The organism is Desulfuromonas versatilis (genome assembly GCF_019704135.1).
GTDB classification, from domain to species: domain Bacteria; phylum Desulfobacterota; class Desulfuromonadia; order Desulfuromonadales; family NIT-T3; genus Desulfuromonas_A; species Desulfuromonas_A versatilis.
The window spans coordinates 2504838-2523841 of the sequence record NZ_AP024355.1; the positions used below are offsets into that span (position 1 = coordinate 2504838).

The 19004-nt window shown below is 61.6% G+C and carries 18 protein-coding genes; 5 read left to right on the forward strand and 13 right to left on the reverse strand.

Annotated elements, in window-relative coordinates; translation table 11 throughout:
• Window positions 1-38: 38 nt before the first annotated feature.
• From DESUT3_RS11305 to rimI, 10 genes are all read right to left on the reverse strand, one after another.
• Window positions 39-944, reverse strand: a complete 906-nt coding sequence (locus DESUT3_RS11305) for an ExeA family protein (protein ID WP_221248579.1) — start codon at window positions 942-944, stop codon at window positions 39-41.
• A gap of 27 nt (window positions 945-971) precedes the next feature.
• A complete protein-coding gene (locus DESUT3_RS11310) occupies window positions 972-3296 on the reverse strand; it encodes a tetratricopeptide repeat protein (protein ID WP_221248580.1) in 2325 nt (774 codons plus the stop codon).
• Between the two features lie 251 nt (window positions 3297-3547).
• Entirely contained in the window at window positions 3548-4258 is a 711-nt protein-coding gene (locus tag DESUT3_RS11315) for a pseudouridine synthase (protein WP_221248581.1), read from the reverse strand.
• 58 nt (window positions 4259-4316) lie between these two features.
• Complete coding sequence (scpB, locus tag DESUT3_RS11320; RefSeq protein ID WP_221248582.1) at window positions 4317-4907, reverse strand: SMC-Scp complex subunit ScpB; 591 nt, start codon at window positions 4905-4907, stop codon at window positions 4317-4319.
• Complete coding sequence (locus DESUT3_RS11325; protein ID WP_221248583.1) at window positions 4894-5664, reverse strand: segregation and condensation protein A; 771 nt, start codon at window positions 5662-5664, stop codon at window positions 4894-4896. Before DESUT3_RS11325 ends, scpB begins: the two co-directional genes overlap by 14 nt.
• Window positions 5665-5766: 102 nt before the next feature.
• On the reverse strand, window positions 5767-6444 hold the full coding sequence (locus DESUT3_RS11330; RefSeq protein ID WP_221248584.1) for a site-2 protease family protein: 678 nt from the start codon (window positions 6442-6444) through the stop codon (window positions 5767-5769).
• A 124-nt stretch (window positions 6445-6568) separates the two neighbouring features.
• On the reverse strand, window positions 6569-9232 hold the full coding sequence (locus DESUT3_RS11335) for a CBS domain-containing protein (protein WP_221248585.1): 2664 nt from the start codon (window positions 9230-9232) through the stop codon (window positions 6569-6571).
• An 81-nt stretch (window positions 9233-9313) separates the two neighbouring features.
• A complete protein-coding gene (locus DESUT3_RS11340) occupies window positions 9314-10264 on the reverse strand; it encodes a dihydroorotate dehydrogenase (RefSeq protein ID WP_221248586.1) in 951 nt (316 codons plus the stop codon).
• A complete protein-coding gene (locus DESUT3_RS11345; protein ID WP_221248587.1) occupies window positions 10261-11118 on the reverse strand; it encodes a dihydroorotate dehydrogenase electron transfer subunit in 858 nt (285 codons plus the stop codon). Before DESUT3_RS11345 ends, DESUT3_RS11340 begins: the two co-directional genes overlap by 4 nt.
• Window positions 11119-11194: 76 nt before the next feature.
• Entirely contained in the window at window positions 11195-11716 is a 522-nt protein-coding gene (gene rimI / locus DESUT3_RS11350) for a ribosomal protein S18-alanine N-acetyltransferase (RefSeq protein WP_221248588.1), read from the reverse strand.
• A gap of 208 nt (window positions 11717-11924) precedes the next feature.
• Here rimI and purM point away from each other — a divergent pair, with 208 nt between their 5' ends.
• The 5 genes from purM to rpmB all read left to right on the forward strand — a co-directional run bounded on the left by purM (window position 11925) and on the right by rpmB (window position 15938).
• Complete coding sequence (gene purM, locus DESUT3_RS11355) at window positions 11925-12974, forward strand: phosphoribosylformylglycinamidine cyclo-ligase (protein ID WP_221248589.1); 1050 nt, start codon at window positions 11925-11927, stop codon at window positions 12972-12974.
• A gap of 68 nt (window positions 12975-13042) precedes the next feature.
• Window positions 13043-13702, forward strand: a complete 660-nt coding sequence (purN, locus tag DESUT3_RS11360; RefSeq protein WP_221248590.1) for a phosphoribosylglycinamide formyltransferase — start codon at window positions 13043-13045, stop codon at window positions 13700-13702.
• A 74-nt stretch (window positions 13703-13776) separates the two neighbouring features.
• Window positions 13777-14247 carry a DUF523 domain-containing protein gene (locus tag DESUT3_RS11365; protein ID WP_221248591.1) on the forward strand — a complete coding sequence of 157 codons (471 nt, stop codon included), beginning with the start codon at window positions 13777-13779 and terminating at the stop codon, window positions 14245-14247.
• A gap of 74 nt (window positions 14248-14321) precedes the next feature.
• Window positions 14322-15605, forward strand: coding sequence for a hypothetical protein (locus DESUT3_RS11370; RefSeq protein WP_221248592.1), 1284 nt, complete (start codon window positions 14322-14324; stop codon window positions 15603-15605).
• Between the two features lie 141 nt (window positions 15606-15746).
• A complete protein-coding gene (gene rpmB, locus DESUT3_RS11375) occupies window positions 15747-15938 on the forward strand; it encodes a 50S ribosomal protein L28 (protein WP_221248593.1) in 192 nt (63 codons plus the stop codon).
• Between the two features lie 103 nt (window positions 15939-16041).
• Here the strand turns inward: rpmB and DESUT3_RS11380 are convergent, their stop codons facing one another.
• The 3 genes from DESUT3_RS11380 to rpoZ form a co-directional block, all read right to left on the reverse strand.
• The gene (locus DESUT3_RS11380) at window positions 16042-16428 is read right to left on the reverse strand and encodes a RidA family protein (protein ID WP_221248594.1); all 387 of its coding nucleotides are present in this window, start codon (window positions 16426-16428) and stop codon (window positions 16042-16044) included.
• 49 nt (window positions 16429-16477) lie between these two features.
• Complete coding sequence (locus DESUT3_RS11385; protein ID WP_221248595.1) at window positions 16478-18631, reverse strand: RelA/SpoT family protein; 2154 nt, start codon at window positions 18629-18631, stop codon at window positions 16478-16480.
• A 143-nt stretch (window positions 18632-18774) separates the two neighbouring features.
• Window positions 18775-18981: a DNA-directed RNA polymerase subunit omega gene (gene rpoZ / locus DESUT3_RS11390; protein ID WP_221248596.1), complete on the reverse strand. Its 207-nt coding sequence runs from the start codon at window positions 18979-18981 to the stop codon at window positions 18775-18777.
• Window positions 18982-19004: the final 23 nt, after the last annotated feature.

A 19004-nucleotide genomic window follows, 5' to 3' on the forward strand; every position in this document is an offset into this window, starting at 1 on the left:
GCACCGGCCGTGGACACATCGATGATATTCTCAACCGGTCAGATTTTCTGCTCGAGCCGGTCCAGCATGTTTTCGATCTCGTCCAGATCGTCCAGCTTCTCCTGCGCCGGCACGCCTCCGGCCAGGGGCTGCTTGAGCAGTCCGAGGTCCCCGGCGACGCTGTGGACGATTTTCAGGTCGACCTCATCGAGCCGGCGCAGATAAGACTCGAAGAGGCAATTGTCGCAAATGGTGTTGATCAGCCGCGGCACCCCGTCGGCAAAATGGTGGATGGCCGGAATCGCCGAGGCACTGAAAAGCATGCGCTTGGCGCCGGCGACCTGCAACCGATGCTTGATATAGGATTCGGTGGTTTCCACGGTCAGCGCACGGAGGTGGTACTTGACCGCGACCCGCTGGGCGAGGGGCTCGTCGAGCTGCAGGCACTCTTCAACCTCGGTAAGCCCGAAGAAAACGATATTCAGCAGTTTTTTCCCGGGGATTTCCAGGTTGAGCAGCCCCCTGAACTCTTCCATCAGCTCACGGGTCTGCAGCATCTGCGCTTCGTCGATCAGGACCACCGCGCGGCGCCCGGACTCCTCGATCTGCAGCAACCGGTCGTAGAGTTGCTTGAGCAGGGTCACCCGGTCGGGGGCCGGCGCCTCGACACCCAACTGCATGGCGATCCGGGTCAGGATCCATTCGGGGGTGATCCCGGAATGCACCATCACCAGCAGAGAGGACTCGTAGCGATCATCGGGCAGGTTGTCGAGCATCCGCCGGGCCAGGGTCGTTTTGCCGGTCCCGACCCCGCCGACCAGGACCGCCAGGCCCTTGTTGGAATCCACCGCGTACATCAGGCGGACCAAGGCCTGGCTGTGCTGCTCGCTGTTGAAATAGAAGCGGGCGTCGGGGGCGTTGGAAAACGGCTCCCTGTCCAGCCCGAAATGCGCTGCGTAACTCATCCACCCTCCCCGCTGCCGGCTGTAATCTTAGACATAGGAGACCCGGTCCTTGTTCCCCAGGGCCTTGCCGGAAGCCTTCCCCTCCTGGTCGTCTTTGCCCAGCTGCTTGCGAACCGCGGCAACCCGGTCGCCGACATTGCGATAAAACAGGTCGCAATCCGCGACAAACAGAAAACAGTCGAGAGCCTCCTGGGGCTTGCCGCTGGTTTCGTAGAGAAGGCCCAGTTCGTACTGAAGGCTGATTTTTTCCCCGTCGCTGAGCTCCGCCGAGCCCAGGCCAGCTTTGAATGCGGCCTCGGCCCCGTCGAAATCCCCCTTGCTGATCAGGCAGACGCCTTTGAGTGTCAGGCAGTCGACACGTCGGTCGGGGTTGCGCAAGGCATGGTCAAACTCGGCGATCGCATCGTCGAGCAGCCCCATTTCCTTGTAGGCGATGCCCAGATTATAGTGGGACTCGCAATCATCCACGTCGATTTGCGACTGAACGCCCTTTTTGAATTCGCCCAGGGCGGTATCCAGGCCGAAACGGTCGGCGCGTGCCGAAGCCTTGGCTGCGGGCTTACCACTTGCGCCGGGTCCAGCGGCTCCTGCGCTTTCGCCGGGAGACGCCTGGGTAGACAGCTTTTTCTTATCGATTTCTTCGAGTTTTGCCTGGGCCTGCCGGCATGCCGGATCGGCCTCGAGAATGCTGCGGCAGACACGCTCGGCGTCGTCCAACAGCCCTTGCTGAAGATAGAATTCCGCCTCCTCCAGGTCGGTCGCGATATCGGGCTTCGATTCACCACCGGAGGTTTCGCTCAGTGCCGCGTCCAGATCCAGATCGAGAAGGTCATCGTCGGCATCAAGGGCCAGCTCGACGGATTCCAAATCGTCATGCGCGGAACCCACCTCGGCGTCGGCAATGACCTCGGGCTCTTCAGCAAGGAAGTCTTCAGCAGGTACGCAGGCCGCTTCAAGATCGTCGAGGTCGTCCTCGAGTTCCAACTCCAATTCCAGTTCGAGAGACTCAGCCTCGACCAGCTCGCCGCCTGCGTCTCCAGAATCCTCTTCGAGGAATTCCAGGGGGATCTCTTCGAGAAAATCCTGGGTTTCCTGCTCTTCCCGAGCAGCGGTCTCCTGGGGCTCCGCGCCGGGAGCATGCCTGCTTCCTGAGTCGGCGCCTGCCAAGAGGCCTGCAGAGGGCAATTCGAGTTCATCCAGGGGCTCCAGGTCTTCAACCGCCTCGTCAAGCAGCGAGTCATCCAGGGTGGGGGTGCCGGAAAGGGCCTCCCCGCCGGGGACGGACAGGGATCCGCTCTCCGAGGCCGGGGCGCTGGAAAGGAAATCGAAAAGTTTGTCACCCTCGCCGGTGACTTCATAGATGGAATGTAGGGTATTGGCAATTTTCCCGTTGCCGGGAAGAGCCTTCTCAAGCCGTTCGTAGAATGCCTTCAGGGACGCAACCCGCCCGCCATCGAGAAACTTCTCCTTCCATTCCTCGAGATGCTCCAGGGCCTGTTTCTCCTTACCGGCATCCAGACTTGCCTGGATGAAACCTTCGCGCAGTTCGAGATCTTCGGGTTGCAGCTTGAGCAGCCTCTCGAAGGTCTTGAGGGCGCTGGCAAAATCCTCCCTCTGCCGATAGGCTCGAACCAGCGCTCGCAGTATCTCGGGGTTGTCCGCCGCCCCTGCAGATAGCTGCTGCAGAACTTCCAGGCCCCGTTCTATGTCGCCCTTGGCAATGAGGGCCTGGGCCTGTCCAAGCAGCATTTCGGAATCTTTGGGAAACATGGGCAGAAAGATTTCGAAAAGCTTGAGGACCTTGGCAAAATCCTTTTTTTGCATCAGGAATTTGCGAACTTCAAACACCTCGGCCCGGGCCTTGTCGGTCATCTTGGCCTGAACGAAGGTTTCGGCGATTTTCACCCGGATGTTGAGGTTCTCGGGGTCAACATCCCTCATTTTCTGCAGAATGTTGATGGTTTCGGGGACCATCCGCTGTTTTTCATAATAGGAGACCAGGCTGCGGTATTCGGCCAGCGCGTTCCCCTTCAGCCCCTGTTTTTCATTGAGCTCGGCAAGCCGGTGGTAAATGTGCACCAGCGAGGGCTCGAGCTTCTGCATCTGCTTGTAGACTGCTATGGATTTGAGATAGAAACCGTTTTCGGCATAGTACTTGGCAACGGCCTCATATTCGGAGAGCGCCTGCTCGTTGTTTTTGACGCGACTGAACAGTTCCGCGAGTTTCTGGCGATTTCGAACGTCCTTCGGGTCCAGCTCGACGATCTTCTGGAAGTCCTTGATTGCCTTGGCAATCTGGCCCTTCTGCAGACTTTTCTGAGCAGAGGCGAGGAGTTTTTCCTTATTGGCCAATATGGTCACCTGAACGGTAAAAGGGCATTTAAATACCTTTGTGAATCTAAACCATCACCTGCGGAACTGTCAAGATTAAAGAAGCTTTCAATTGTGCTGATAAATCCAGACATTAGCGGCATTTCCCGGCGCCCCGCCGGGTAAGGAATTCGTCCGGCCACCCGAGGGTGTTTTCAGCAAAGCTCCGCACCACTACCAACACATGAACCGCCGTCTCTCCCCGGCAGGCTAAAACACAAGTTATTTAAATTTCACATTTTTTTCAGTTTGCCGACTTCTTCGGCAGTGAGCATCCTGAACTTGCCCGGTTGCAGAGTTCCAATTTCGAGAAACCCGATGCGGATCCGGCGCAGCCGGCTGACCGGGCAGCCGACCGCTTCGCACATCCGCCGAACCTGCCGGTTTCTCCCCTCGCGCAGGGATATTTCGAACCAGGTGTGGCTGCCGGAGGCGCGGACCCGACCCACCCGCGCCGGTGCGGTCATCCCATCCTCCAGGCGCACCCCGGTCTCCAGGGACCTGCTGGCCTGCGCCGAGAGCATCCCCCTGACTCTGACCAGGTAGGTTTTCTCCACCTGGTGGCGCGGATGGGCCAACCGGTTCGCCAGTTCGCCGTCATTGGTCATCAGCAGCAGCCCGTCGGTGGTCAGGTCCAGCCTGCCGACCGGGAAGACGCGTCCGGACAGCTCTTTCACCAGGTCCATCACCGTGGGCCGGCCCTGGGGGTCGCGCGCGGTGGTTACATACCCTACCGGCTTGTTGAGCAGCAGGTAGAGCTTTTTCTCCGCGAACTCCAGGGGACGGCCGTCTACCTCGATCCGGTCCAACTGCGGGTCGGCAGTGTCGCCGAGGCTGGCCAGCTGTCCGTTGACAGATACCCGGCGCTCGTCGATCCAGCGTTCGGCCTCGCGGCGCGAAGCAAGCCCCGCCGCGGCAATCAATTTCTGCAAGCGTTGTTTCATCAGGTCAAATCCCCAGGACAACGGGGCTGGAAATGCCGGAAACTCATCCCGGCTATGGTTAGTTGAGTTCCTCTCGCGACGGGGCGGAAGATTCCGTGACGCCCTCCTCCTCGAGCGGGGAAGAATCCAGCGAAAGTTCGCTGAATTCCTTCAGCGTGGGCAGCCCGCGCAGGTCGCGCAGACCGAACAGCTCGAGAAACTCCCGGGTGGTGCCATAGATCATGGGCCTGCCCGGGATATCCTTCTTTCCCAGAATCCGCACCAGGTGCTTTTCCAGCAGAGTCTTCACCACCCCTCCGGAATCGACACCCCGCAGGTACTCTATCTCGGCCCTGGTGATCGGCTGGCGGTAAGCGATGATGGCGAGGGTTTCCAAGGCGGCGCGGGAGAACCGAAACGGCCGGTTGCGCAGCACCCTGCGCAGCCACTCGCCGTGCTCGGGCCGGGTTCTGAACTGATACCCTTCGGCCGCCTCGAGCAGCACAAACCCCCTCCCCAGTCTCTGGTATTCGCCTACCAGGTCGTCGAGGACGGCCTTGGCCGCAGACCTGTCGATTTCCAGAGCCTCGGCAACGCGTTCCGGCCTGAGGGGCGTCTCGGAGGCGAAAACCATGGCCTCGATGACCACCTTGAGTTCAGCCGTATCCAAAGACCTCGTCTCCAATTTCCAGCCGCTCTTCCAGTGCCTCTTCCCGCACGGCGGGCAACAGCAGAATCACGCCGAAGCGGGCATTCTGCATCAGCCTGACCATGCGCAGCTTGACCAGTTCGAGCATGGCCAGAAAGGTCACCACCAGCTCCTGGCGCTGCGGATGGCTCGGGAACAGCTCGTCGAAGGCGATCGATTCCCTCCCCCTGAGCAGTTCCAGGATACTGTTGATACGTTCGGTTACCGAGAGCTGTTCGACGCTGACCTCGTGAAAAGAAGCCTCCGGTTTGCCCTTGAGCAACTTTTGCAACGCCTCGACCAATTCGAACAGCCCCACCGCCGCGAACTCGCCTTCGTCGGCCCCTTCCAGCTCGGGAGCGGGAAACCGCCGGGCGAAAACCTCGCGCCCCAGAACCGGGAAACTGTCCAGGGCGGTTCCAGCCTCCTTGTATTTCTGGTATTCGAGCAATCGCCGGACCAGTTCCGCCCGAGGGTCGGCCTCCTCCTCTTCGGCCTCTTCTACGCCGTCGGGAGGCAGCAGCATGCGGCTCTTGATGTGGACCAGGGTAGCGGCCATGAGCAGAAATTCCCCGGCAACATCCAGGTTCAGGGTCTGCATGGCATCGAGGAAGGCCAGATACTGGGAGGTGATCTCCGCCATCGGGATGTCGGAGATTTCCATTTCATTCTTCCTGATCAGGTGAAGCAGCAGGTCGAGGGGACCTTCGAAATTGTCGATTCTTATCTCGTAGGACATTCAAGAGCTCGCGTCGGACCAGGAAGAGTCAATGGCAAGCTGGCCGGGGCAAGGGTTTCCATCCATCTGCTCCGCTTAGCGTTGTTCCGCCTTGCTCTTCCTCTACCGCCCCAGCAGAAAGTGAATGACCCTTTCGACCATGAAAATCTGCGATCCGGCCAGCATCCCGGTCAGGTTGGATATTACGGGCGAGAGCACCAAGCGCCAGAGGTCGGTGAAAAACACCAGAAAGATGATGAGAACAAAACCGAAAGGTTCAAGCCGGCCCAGCATCGCCGCCTGCTTCTGGGGCAGCAGCCCACTCAGAACCCTCCCCCCGTCCAGAGGCGGGATGGGGAGCAGGTTGAAGACCCCGAGGATGACGTTGATATAGAGGCTGAAAGCCGTCATCAGGCCCACAGGCTCCAGCATCATTGCCAGAGAGCTCCCCGGCCCGACCGAAAGCAGGGACAATCCCTTGAGCGCCAGGGCCGAGAGCAACGCCAGCGAGAAGTTGGTCCCCGGGCCGGCGAGAGCCACCCAGATCATGTCCTTCTTGGGGTTGCGAAGGTTTCCGTAATTGACCGGAACGGGTCGCGCCCAGCCGAACCCGAAGACCAACAGGGCCAGGGTGCCAATGGGATCGAGGTGCTTGACGGGGTTCAGGGTCAGGCGCCCCAGCAGCCGTGCGGTGGGATCGCCGAATTTTTCGGCCACATAGCCGTGGGCCACCTCGTGCAGGGTGACCGCCAGCAGTGCCGGCACCAGCATGATCGAGATTTTTGCGAGAATACTTTCCATGTCTCCATCTATGGAATTCGGGCTGGAAAAACAGCAGGATTTTTCACCCTTTTTACCAGATGCCGGGGGACCAAGTCAACGAAACCGGCAGCCGGTGCCTGGCTTCACAGAGCCCAACGGCCGCTCAGGTTTTTGGGCCGCCCCGGTTGAAGTAGCGCTTGCGCACCAGGGCCAGCTCGTCGTCGCGGGTGAGCACCCGGCCGTCGAGCCTGGCCTGCAGCAGATGGTGGAGGATGACCTTGTATTGCGGCCCCGGCGGGATGCCCAGGGCCAGAAGGTCGTTCCCGTCCAACAGGGGAGAAACATTGCGCAGGTGGGTAAAGAAATGGGAAATCTGCTGGCGCACCTCGTCGGTTCCGGCCTGGGCCATCATCGCCAGAAGCACCTCGGTGGCCAGGGGCTTCAACCATTGATACAGCTCGCTGGCCTTGGTACGGGTCCCCCTGGCCCGCCGCCGCTCCAGGGACTGAAGGCGGGAGCGGGCCTCGGCGCGCTGCTCGCAAAGCATCCCGACATAACGGGCCGGCACGGCCAGCCGCCGGCATATCCCCTCCATGGCGTCCTTGTCCAGCTCGACAGTCAGGCAGAGGAAGTAGACCAGCCACCCTTGGCACGGCTCCCCCGTGTACAGAAGTTCGTGCCAGTGGATGACCCGGCTCGCCTCCTCGAAGCGTTGCCGGATACGCGGGGTCAGTACCAGGGCCGGGTGCAGGTACTTGAGCAGCTGCAGCTCCGCCATCCGGGCCACGGCCGGCACGGGGTTGGCTTCCTTGAGAATGATCACCAGCTCATTGAAGACCCGGGCCCCGCCAACCTTGTCGACAAACCCCATGCGCACCGCGCTGCGCAACAAATGCTCGGTGTGCACCCCGATCCGGAACCCGAGCCGCTGCTCGAAGCGGATGGCCCGGAAAACGCGGGTGGGGTCCTCGACAAAGCTTAGGTTGTGCAGCACCCGCACCGCCTTCTCCTCCAGGTCGCGCTGCCCGCCGAAAAAGTCGAGCAACTCCCCGTAGCGGGGGCCGTTAAGGGCTATGGCCAGGGTGTTGATGGTAAAATCGCGACGGTAAAGGTCGAGCTTGATGGAGGCGTCTTCGACGGTGGGCAGTGCGCCCGGTTCGAGATAGTACTCCATCCGGGTGGAGGCAACATCCACCTTGAAACCGTCGGGGAAGATGATCACCGCGGTGCCGAATTTCTGGTGACTGCGGATTCGACACCCCTGCCGGCGGGCGAACTCGCTGGCGAAGGCGATGCCGTCACCCTCGACGACGATGTCCACGTCGAGGTTGGGCTGGCGCAGCAGCAGATCCCGTACGAAGCCGCCGACCGCGAAAACCTCGCATTGCAGCGCATCGCCGACCACGCCCAGTTCCTGCAGGACCTCCAGCACACGGGAAGGGAGCTGCTCCCGGATCAGCCGCGCGACCTGCCTTTTTTTCAGCGTCAGCGCGCCTTCGTTGATCCCCGTTTCGATTTCGCGGCGGCGCCCGGAGCGCATTCCCGAAACCATGTGGCGCAGCAGGTCGGTGCGGGTGACTACCCCGATGGCCCGCCCCTTCTCGACGACGGGGACAAAGCGCTGGCTGCGCACCACGATCAGCTCCTTGAGCTCGTCCACCGTGCTATCGGAGGCAACCGAGGCGAACTCGGTGCTCATATATTCCCTGGCGGGGACGTCGGCAAGGCCGTGGTGGGCAGCCTTGTCGGCGACCTGCCTCGACAGCAGGCCGACCACCCGGGGACCGTCCATGACGGGAAGGGTGTTGATGTTGTACCGGGTGAGCAGGGTGCGCGCCTCGCGGATGGTGGACTCGGGACCGATTCCCTTGACCGGGAAGGACATCAGATGGCGGGCCTGCCACTGGGGGTTGACGTGGCGCCGGAGAATCTCGGGCAGGCGATCGAGGACCTGAACCAGGGTCAGGTCCCTTACCGTGCCCGAGCCGGCAAAGCTGTGTCCGCCTCCGCCCAGCTCGGCGAGGATCTCGCCGACGGGCACCTCGGGAACCCGCGATCGGCCCACCAGGAAAACCCGGTCCCCCATTCGCGCCGCAACCAGCAGCGCGTCGAGGTTCTCCATGTCCTTGAGCTTGTGGGTGAGCACCGCAAGGTCACCGACAAAATTCTCGACCGAAGCGTGGGCGATGGAGATATCGACACCGTTGACGTTGAGCACGGTGCGGTTCTGAATCAGCTCATGCAGCAGCGCCACCTGCTCCGCCGACATCTCCTGGGTCAGAAAATCGGCGACGGTGTTGAGGTTGGCCCCATGCTCGAGGAGAAAAGCGGCGGCCTGGTAGTCCTTGGCGGTGGTGGAATTGAACAGCAGGCTCCCGGTGTCTTCGTAGAGACCCAGCATCATCATGGTGGCTTCGTCGGGAGTCGGGACGATCCCCTTTTCCATGAACAGCTGGCAGAAAACCGTGACCGTGGCCCCGACCGGCCGGATGACCTCGAAATCCGCCTGCAGATCGGCCTTGCCCGCCGGATGGTGGTCGTAGATGTGCACCTCGACCCCCTTGCGGCGCGCCACTTCGCCGAAAGGTCCGATGCGGTCGGACTGGCGTACGTCGACCAGGATCAGGCGGGTCACCGCGGCGAGGTCGATATCCCGCACCCGCTTGAAGCCATGGGCGTAGACGGCGCTTTGCAGAAAAAACTCACGCAGGCTCCGCTCCTGGGCGCCGGCGAAAACCATCTGGGCCTCGGGATAGAGCTTGCGCGCCGCGATCATGCCGCCCAGGCAGTCGAAATCCGCGTTGACGTGGGTGGTGATGACATCCATAGTCGTGAGGCGTGAGGCGTGAGGCGTGAGGGGAAAAAGCTTTTACGCCTCACCCCTTACCCCTCACTCCTCACCAGAAAGTTAAACCTGCAGGCTGCCGACCAGCTCGTTGATATCGTCGATCCCTTCCTCGATGCAGTACTGTTCGATACCCTCGACGATGGCGGGCATGATCCCGGGGTCGACGAAATTGGCCGTCCCCACCTGCACCGCGGTGGCGCCGGCGATGAGAAACTCGATGGCATCGGAGGGGCGCACGATCCCGCCGACGCCGATGACCGGCACCTTGACGGTCTGGGCCACCTGGTGGACCATGCGCACCGCGATGGGGCGAATGGCCGGGCCGGAAAGCCCCCCGGTCCGGTTGGCCAGGCGCGGGCGGCGGGTCTTGATGTCGATGGACATCCCGGTCAGGGTGTTGATGCAGCAGATGGCGTCGGCCCCCGACTCTTCCACAGCCCGGGCGATGACCGTAATGTCGGTGACGTTCGGGGTCAGCTTGGCGATCAGGGGCTTGGCCAGGTTCTTCCGCACCAAACTGACCACTTCGGCCGCGGCCTTGGGGTCGGTGCCGAAAACGATCCCGCCTTTTTTGACGTTGGGGCAGGAGATGTTGAGCTCCACCCCGGCAACCTCGGGAATGTCGGAGAGCCGCTTGGCCACCTCGCCGTACTCCTCGAGGGTATTGCCGAAGAAGTTGACGATCACCGGGGTGGTGACTTCGCGCAGAAAGGGCAGCTTGTACTTGATAAAGGCGTCCACCCCGACGTTCTGCAGGCCGATGGCATTGAGCATGCCGCTGATGGTTTCGGCGATGCGCGGGGTGGGATTGCCCGCCTTGGGCTTGAGGGACAGGCCCTTGGTGACGATGGCGCCGATGTTCTCCAGATCGAGAAACGGCGCATATTCTTCGCCGTAGCCGAAGGTGCCCGAAGCGGGCATGACCGGGTTTTTCATTTCAATCCCGGCGATGTTCACCGCGAGGCGGGGACCAGTTACGGACTGGCTGGCTTTGGTCGTTTCGCTGCTCATGATTTGCACCCCTCGCAATATCCGGTTTCCTCGCCCATCCGGGCCCAGTCCAGCTGCTCGGCCCGGAAAACCGGCCCTTCCTTGCAGGTGCAAAGGTAGCGCGGGATCTCCTCGGAGTGCCCCGCCCCCTTGACCACACACCCCAGGCAGGCGCCGAGGCCGCAGGCCATCAGCGCCTCCAGGGAGACCTGCAGGGGCACCTTGCGCTCGGCGCAGATCCGCTGGACCGCTTCGATCATGGGCATCGGCCCGCAGGCGTAGACGCTGGCCCCGGGGAACTTTTCCAGCTTGCGCTTGAGGACCTCGGTCACCAGACCTTCTTCGCCGAGGCTGCCGTCGTCGGTGGAGACGTAAGTCTCGACGCCGAGCCGTTCAAATTCGGTCACCGCCAGGATGTCCTCCCGGGTGCGCCCCCCCATGAGCAGGCGCACGCTGCTGGTCTTGGTCAGGTGGCTGGCCAGCATATACAGGGGCACCAGGCCGATGCCGCCGCCGACCAGGATCTTCTCCTCGGCGGGGTTGCCGGGGTCAAACCCCCGCCCCAGCGGTCCGAGCACCTCGACCCGGTCGCCATGGTGAAGCCCGGCCATGATGTTGGTGCCGCGCCCGACCACCTTGTAGAGCAGTTCCAGGTATTCCTTGGGCGGCTGCCCTTCACAGTCGGGGGGCAGAAAACCGGTGCGGAAAATCCCGAAAGGACGACGCAGCAGCGGCGGCAGCGAGGTCTGCACCCGAAACATCACGAACTGTCCCGGACGGGCGCTGGCGCCGAACCCCGGGGCCAGGATCCGCATCCGGTAATAGCCGGGTGATATTTCCTGGTTGGACAGCACCATGGTCTTATAATTCTTCATCTCTCTCACTCTCTCCTGTCACTTGCTCGAATAATCGGCCGAATTAAAACCAGGCCATAGCATGTTCTGGACCGTCTCAAGAAGATGCCAACTCCATCACCAGGGCGTCTTCGCCGTCGGGGTAGTAGGCGCGCCGACGGTAACTGGGGCGAAACCCAAAGGATTGGTAAAGGGCCACAGCCGCCAGGTTGCCGGCGCGCACCTCGAGATAAGCGCTGTCCATCCCCTTCTGCGCCGCCTGCCCCAGCACGTGGCTCAGCATCTGCCTGGCCACACCCAGCCGCCGGAACCGGGGAGCCGTTGCCACGTTGAGGACCTCCAGCTCGCCCTGAAGATACCTGCTGCAGAGAAACCCCGCAAGCTCCCCGTCGACCAGGAGCAAGTCCACGGAAGAGAAGGCGCCCTCCATCTCGCAGCGGAACTGGGGCTCGCTCCAGGGGTGGGTATAGCACTGCCTTTCGACCTCCAGGACCGCAGGCAGATCGGCCTCGTCCATGGGGCGGATGATCCGGAGTTGGTCAGCGGCCCCGGCCACGTCAGCCTCGCCACCGGCCAGGTCGCGACCCAGGGCGGCTGCCCGGCAACGAAGAGCGGTCAAGATTCGGAGCCGGGCCCGCGAGGGGGGCAATCGAAAACATAAATGCCTTTTGTTATCAGGAGCTTTCCGGCCTGCAATCATATGTCACCACCCGGTTCCTGTAAAGGCATAAAGTTGGCCGCGGGGCCCGGCCGGGGACTTTGGCGTTGACAATCCCCGGGCCGTTGATTTAATAATTATCCATTTTCGCTGCAAGGAGTCTCGGGAATTGAACGACAACAATAAGGCCACCTACAAGGATGCCGGCGTTGACATCGATGCCGGCAATCGTTTTGTCCAGATGATCAAGCCCCTGGTGAAAGCCACCTCGCGTCCCGAGGTGCTGACCGACATCGGCGGCTTCGGCGGGCTTTTTTCTTTGAACGCCGAGAAATACAAGAAACCGACCCTGGTCGCTTCCACCGACGGCGTCGGCACCAAGCTGAAGCTGGCGTTCATGACCGACAAGCATGACACGGTGGGGATCGACCTGGTGGCCATGTGTGTCAACGACATCGTCGTGCAGGGGGCCGAACCCCTGTTTTTCCTGGACTATCTCGCTACCGGGAAGCTTTCTCCTGAAAAGGCCGCCGAGATCGTCAAGGGCATCTCCGAGGGGTGCGTGCAGGCCGGCTGCGCCCTGATCGGCGGAGAAACCGCTGAGATGCCCGGGATGTACGCCGAGGGCGAGTACGACCTGGCCGGCTTCACCGTGGGCGTGGTGGACAACAGCCGGATCATCGACGGCTCCACCATCACCGTGGGGGACGTTCTGATCGGCATCGGCTCGAGCGGCCTGCATTCCAACGGCTACTCGCTGGCCCGCAAGGTCTTCTTCGAGAGGATGAAGCTTTCGGTGGACAGCCGGCTCCCCGAACTGGAAAAGCCCCTCGGCGAGGAACTGCTGACCCCCACGCGGATTTACGTGAAAACCATTCTCAACCTGCTGCGCGACTTCCAGGTCAAGGGGATGGCTCACATCACCGGTGGCGGTCTCACCGAAAACGTGCCCCGCATCCTGCCCAAGCATTGCCAGGCCGTGATCGAGAAATCCAGCTGGAGCAAACCGGTGATTTTCGACCTGCTCCGCCAGGGCGGCAACATCGAGGAACTGGAGATGTACCGGACCTTCAACTATGGCGTGGGGATGGTCCTGGTAGTGCCCCAGGCCGAGGCCGACGAGGTCATGGTGCGGCTTTCCGGGCTCAAGGAAAAGGCCTGGATCATCGGCGAGATTGCCAAGTGCCCCGAGGGGGAAGAACCCGTCCGACTCGTTTAACCGCCGCGCTGCGGCACAGGGACGACGGCGAGCAGGATAACGCTCGGGTCGCCCATCCTGGAGGATTCGTGGCAAAGAAACTTCGCATCGGCGCCCTCGCATCTGGAGGCGGCACCAACCTGCAGGCCATCATCGACCGCTGCCAGGAGGGGTCCATCGATGCGGAGATCGCCCTGGTGATCAGCAACAATCCTGACGCCGGAGCCCTGGAGCGGGCGCGCAAAGCCGGCATCCACTGCTGCTGCATCGATCATCGCCAGTTTCCCCAGCGGGAAGATTTCGATCGGGCGGTGGTGGCGCAACTGCGTGAGGCGGGCGTCGAACTGGTGGTCCTCGCCGGTTTCATGCGCCTGATATCCCAGGTATTTCTCGAAGCCTTCCCGGGGCGCATCATGAACATTCACCCGGCCCTGCTGCCGGCCTTTCCGGGGCTGCACGTACAGCGCAAGGCCCTGGAGTACGGCGCCCGGTTCTCCGGCTGCACCGTGCATTTCGTCGATGGCGGCTGCGACACCGGGCCGATCATCATTCAGGCGGTGGTGCCGGTGCTGGACGACGATACCGAGGAAAGCCTCTCCGCCCGCATTCTCCAGCAGGAACACCGGATCTACCCCAGAGCAATCCAGTTGTTTGCCGAGGGGCGCCTGCGTATCGAAGGCCGGCGGGTCCTCGTCGAGGGCCCCCAGCCCCCTGCGTCAGCGGCACTCTGCAACCCGCCGACTGAATAAAATAGACTCGAAGTTCGAGGTTTCAAAGCCTCTAGATACGTCGAACCTCGAACGCCGAACCCCGAACGGTTCCCATGCCCCGTCCCATTCTGGTCAGTGCCTGCCTGCTCGGTCTTTCGACCCGTTACGACGGCTCCTCCAAAAAAGACGAGCGGGTCGAGCAGTTCATCCGGGAAAACGATCTCCTGCCGATCCCCGTCTGCCCCGAGCAGTTGGCCGGTCTGCCGACCCCCAGGCCCGCCGCCCGCTTCATTTCGGGTGACGGTTGTGCGGTTCTGGACGGTACGGGTCGACTGGTCGACGCCAACGGCGACGAGTTGAACCAGGTGTTTCTCAGGGGGGCGGTGGAGACCATGAAAATTGCCCGACTGACCGGAGCCACCCAGGCTCTACTCAAGCAGCGCAGCCCTTCCTGCGGAACACGCCAGGTCTATCGCGATGAAACCCTGGTTCCCGGTCAGGGGGTCACCAGTGCCCTGCTTTCGCGCAATCGAATTGAGGTTTTCAGCGAAGAGGACCCCGAAGGCCTTGAGCTGAACCGTTGATCCGGACAAAGCCTGCATGGCCCCCGGCAAGTTGATATTCGAACCCGCTTTCAATTCCACCCCAAACAAGCGCCGTGTCCCAGTACTACTACGATGTCATAATTGCCGGGCAGAGCCTGGCGGCGACCCTCGCCGGAACTCTCCTCGCCCGAGGCGGCTGCCGGGTGCTGTCGATTTCGGCCCCTGTCGAGCCGCCCAAGGGCTGGCTGTCCAGCTCCTTTCACCTGGAAAAGGTTCTCGAGGGGATGGGGGGACGCTCGTGTTTCGCCCCGCCTGTGCCGTTTCAGGTACTGACCGACCAGGTCCGCCTGGAGGTTCTTGGAAGCTGCCCATTCGAGGACGAGCTGCGCCGGGAATTCCCTGACAACTTCTCCGCCGTTTCCGGTTTATTCCAGGACCTTCAGGCTCTGGGCCAGCGCCTGGAACAGACTCTCTGGGACGCTGGGGGGCTCCCCCTGCTTGGGCTTTCCAGCCGGCTGCGCTTTTTTCGTAAGGGCTTGGGCAAACAGCTCTCCCTGCGGGCGTTGGCCAAGCCCCTCGCCAGCCGCTGGGCCGGCATTCGCCATGCGCCCACCCGAAACGCCCTGGAGACCCTGTTCGCCGGGCTGGCCCTGGCCGATCCGGGCAAGCTGTCCCTGGCTGAAGGGGCATTGCTCTGGAGCGGCGCCCATCGCCCCGACGGCATCTCCTCCCAGGCCTTGCTAGAGTTTCTCCAACTGCGCTTCGAGCAGTTCCACGGCGTCACGGAAGACCCCGGGAAGATGCGGCCCCTCGAACACCAGGGAGAGCGCATCACCGGGCTGTCGGTCAAGGAAGGGGCCCGCTGTGCCGGCGGCCATTTCATCCTGGCCGATCGGAGCATGCTGAAATATTTTCCGGAAAGAATCGCCGCAAGGATCAAATCCTCCCCTCGGCCAGTCCAACGCTCCGCCGTCGAGGTTCAGGGCGAAAAATCCCCCCTGCTCGCGCCCCGGGTCATTCTGCAGGGCAGTTCCCCGCTTCGCCTCGAGATCGCCTCGGGAACTCAGGATATCTCTAGCGTCCTCGAGTATCGCCCCTGCGATGGGGATCCAGAGTTCGACCCTGCTGCCATGCACCAGCGCCTCGGCCTGGCCTTCCCCTTTGCGCGTATGGAATTCCCCGACCTGCCGTCGACTCCTGGTGAGGCCAGCGGGGCGACCGGGGCGTCGAATCCCAGGCTGGGTTTTCCCGGGGCCTTCAACCGGCTGCAACTGGGTCACAACTCATGGCTTTGCCATGGCGAGAGCGTCCTGCCCCACCTCGGGGCAATCGGCGAAATGCTGGTCGGGGTGGCCGTGGCCAATCACCTGCTGCGGATAATCAAGCCCAGGAAATAATCTTTCCCGAATAACTTGTTCAAACCCACTGCAGGGGCGGCACTTGCCTGCCGTGGGCGACATGGCGGACAAAAAGGTGTTGCAATCCGCCGCAGTTCATGTTAGTTATTTGCGTTCTATACTTCCAGGAGGTTGCTCATCATGGCCAAAGTTTGTGAAATCTGCGGAAAAAAACCGACCACTGGCAATAATGTCAGCCATGCACATAACAAAACCCGCAAGGTTTGGTACCCCAATCTGCAGAAGGTGAAAGCGCTGAACAACGGCACCGTGCGCTCCGTCAAGGTCTGCACCCGCTGCATCCGCAGCGGTGCGGTGACCAAGGCCGTCTGATTCAGGCCTTTTCCGGAGCGAAAAAACCGACAGAGGGGTGGTTCAAGCGAACCACCCCTCTGTCATTTTCCCCGACCGCGCCGGAAATCCGACTGGCCCCTATCTACTTGCCGGCGTAGGCGACCCACTCGATCTCGATGGAGACCCCCTTGGGCAGGGCGGCCACCTGAACCGTGGAGCGTGCCGGCGGAATCGCCTTGAAGCGGCTGCCATAGATCGCGTTTACCGCGGCGAAGTCCTTTAAATCCGTCAAAAAGATGGTGGTCTTCACCACTTGTTCGAAGGTGAGGCCTGCGGCAGCCAGGGCGGCCTCCATGTTGGCCATCACCCGCTCGGCCTGCGCCTCGATCCCCCCGGCGACAACCTCCCCCGTAGCAGGATCAAGGGGGATCTGCCCCGAGAAAAAACAGAACTCACCAGCCCTGATCCCCTGAGAATACGGGCCGATGGCGGCAGGCGCCTGGCTTGTCTCGATTTTCCGAATTGTCATTGTCTCCTCCCCTGAATCCCCGCCGGCTGCATACAACAGAAACAGCGGCTCAATTTCTCATCCGCTCCACCTTGTATACCCCCTTGAGCTGCATGAGGGCATTGATCACCTGGTTGAGATGCTCCAGGTCCTGAACATCGACCTCAAAGGTATTGACCCCGCGGCGATCGGGGGTCGAGTGGACATTGGCACTGATGATGTTGGCCTCGCAATTGGAAATCGCACCGGTAATCCCGGTGAGCATCCCCTTCTGGTCGAAGCAGTAAACCCGGATTTTGGCCGCTCGGGTTGCCTTGCGCTTCTTGTCCCATTCCACCTCGATCCGCCTTTCCGGATCCCCCTCCATGGCATGGGGGCAGTCCGAGGTGTGCACCGTAACCCCGCGGCCACGGGTGATAAACCCGATGACAGGGTCTCCCGGCAGGGGGTTGCAGCATTTGGCGAACCTGACCATGATGTCTTCGACGCCCTGGATCTTGATGGCGCTCGAGGGCTTCTTGCGGATTTTCTCGAAAACTTTACCCAGCCTGCTTGGCTTGGGCTTTTCGGCCTTGAGCTTGTCCTGGGGCACCACGCGCCCGATAACCTGCCCCAACGGCACTTTGCCGTATCCGACGCCGGCGAGCAGATCGTCGGCGGCCTTGAACCCCAGATCCTCTACCGCGTGGGCAAATTCGTCCGAGCTCAACATCCGCTTCAGGCCAAGGCCGTATTTGCGCAGCTCCTTATCTACCAGATCCTTGCCGAGCTCGAGGCTCTTCTCCCGCTGCTCGGTCTTGATCCATTGCCGGATCTTGTTGCGGGCCTTGGAGGTGCGGACAAATTTCAGCCAGTCCTTGCTCGGCGTCTGGTTGGGAGCGGTGAGAACCTCGACGATATCTCCGTTCTGCAGCTTGGTTTTGAGAGGAACCAGCTTGCCGTTGATTTTCCCGCCGATGCAGCGATGGCCGATGTCGGTGTGAACCGCGTAGGCAAAGTCGACCGGGGTCGATCCGATGGGCAACTCCTTGACATCCCCCTGGGGGGTGAAGACATACACCTCCTCGGGAAACAGGTCGACCTTGACCGAATCCATGAACTCGCGGGAATCTTTGAGCTCCTGCTGCCATTCGAGCATCTGCCGCAGCCAGGAAAAACGCTTATCCTCGCGCCCCGCGGCAGAGGAGACCCCTTTTTCCTTGTATTTCCAGTGGGCGGCGATCCCCTCCTCGGCGATCCGGTGCATCTCGTGGGTGCGGATCTGCACTTCCATCCGCTCGCCGTAAGGCCCCATGACCGTCGTATGCAGCGACTGGTACATGTTGGCCTTGGGCATGGCGATGTAGTCCTTGAACCTCCCGGGGATCGGCTTCCAGGCTGCGTGAATGATCCCCAGCGCCCCGTAGCAGTCGCGCACATTGTGCACGAGAATCCGAAAGGCGATCAGGTCGTAGACCTGATCGAAATCGATCCCCTGCCGCTCCATCTTGAGGTAAACGGAATACAGGTGCTTGTAGCGCCCGTAGACTTCTCCCTCGATCGTCTGTTCGGCAAGCTTCCCGGAAATGGTCTTGCGCACTTCCTCGATGTAATTGACCCGTTCCTGCTTGCGCTTGGTGACTTTTGCGCCAAGCTCCTTGTACGACTCGGGCTGCAGATAACGAAACGCGAGATCCTCGAGCTCACTCTTTATCCAGCTGATACCCAGGCGGTTGGCCAGCGGGGCGTAGATATCCAGGGTCTCCTGGGCAATTTTCCGCTGGCGCGCCTCGGCCTGAAAATCGAGGGTACGCATGTTGTGCAGCCGGTCGGCGAGCTTGATGAGGATGACCCGGATGTCCCGGGCCATGGCCAGGAGCATTTTGCGAAAACTCTCGGCCTGGCGCTCCTCCCGGGTGCGGAAGGTCATCTTGCCGATCTTGGTCACCCCGTCGGCAAGCCGGGCCACCTCGTCCCCAAAGACATTGGCCACCTCGCCCAGGCTGGTCAGGGTATCCTCGAGGGTGTCGTGGAGCAGCCCCGTCACCACCGTCGGGACGTCCATCCGCAACTGGGCGAGAATATAGGCCACCTCCATCGGGTGGGTAAGGTAGGGCTCCCCGGACAGGCGCACCTGTCCCTGGTGGACCTTGGCGCTGAACACGTAGGCCTTGCGCACAGAGTCGAGGTCGGCGTTGGGATCGTAGCTGCGTATTTTCTCGAGAATGTCGTCTAAACGGACCATGGGGACTCTACCCGGGAAGCGAATACCGGAATCGGCCGCCAATCACTGCCCTGGCAATGGCGTAGAGCCTGTTGGGGAGGGGAATTGCGGGCGCAAAAAAGGCAGACGACCGGCGGCCGCCTGCCCCAGGAGCATTTGCCGGGCTACCTTTTCCGGGCAGGCAGTTCGTACTCGACCTTGCCGGCCGCCACCTCGCGCAGAGCCAGGACGACTTTTTTGTTCGCCGCTTTGTTCTCGATAAGAGGCTGGGCCCCCTTGTACAGCTGCTTAGCCCGCTTGGCCGACACCATAACGAGCAGGAACCGGTTGGGAATCTGACGCAAACAATCTTCAACGGTAATACGTGCCATTAGAAGCTTTTCTCCTTGGGATA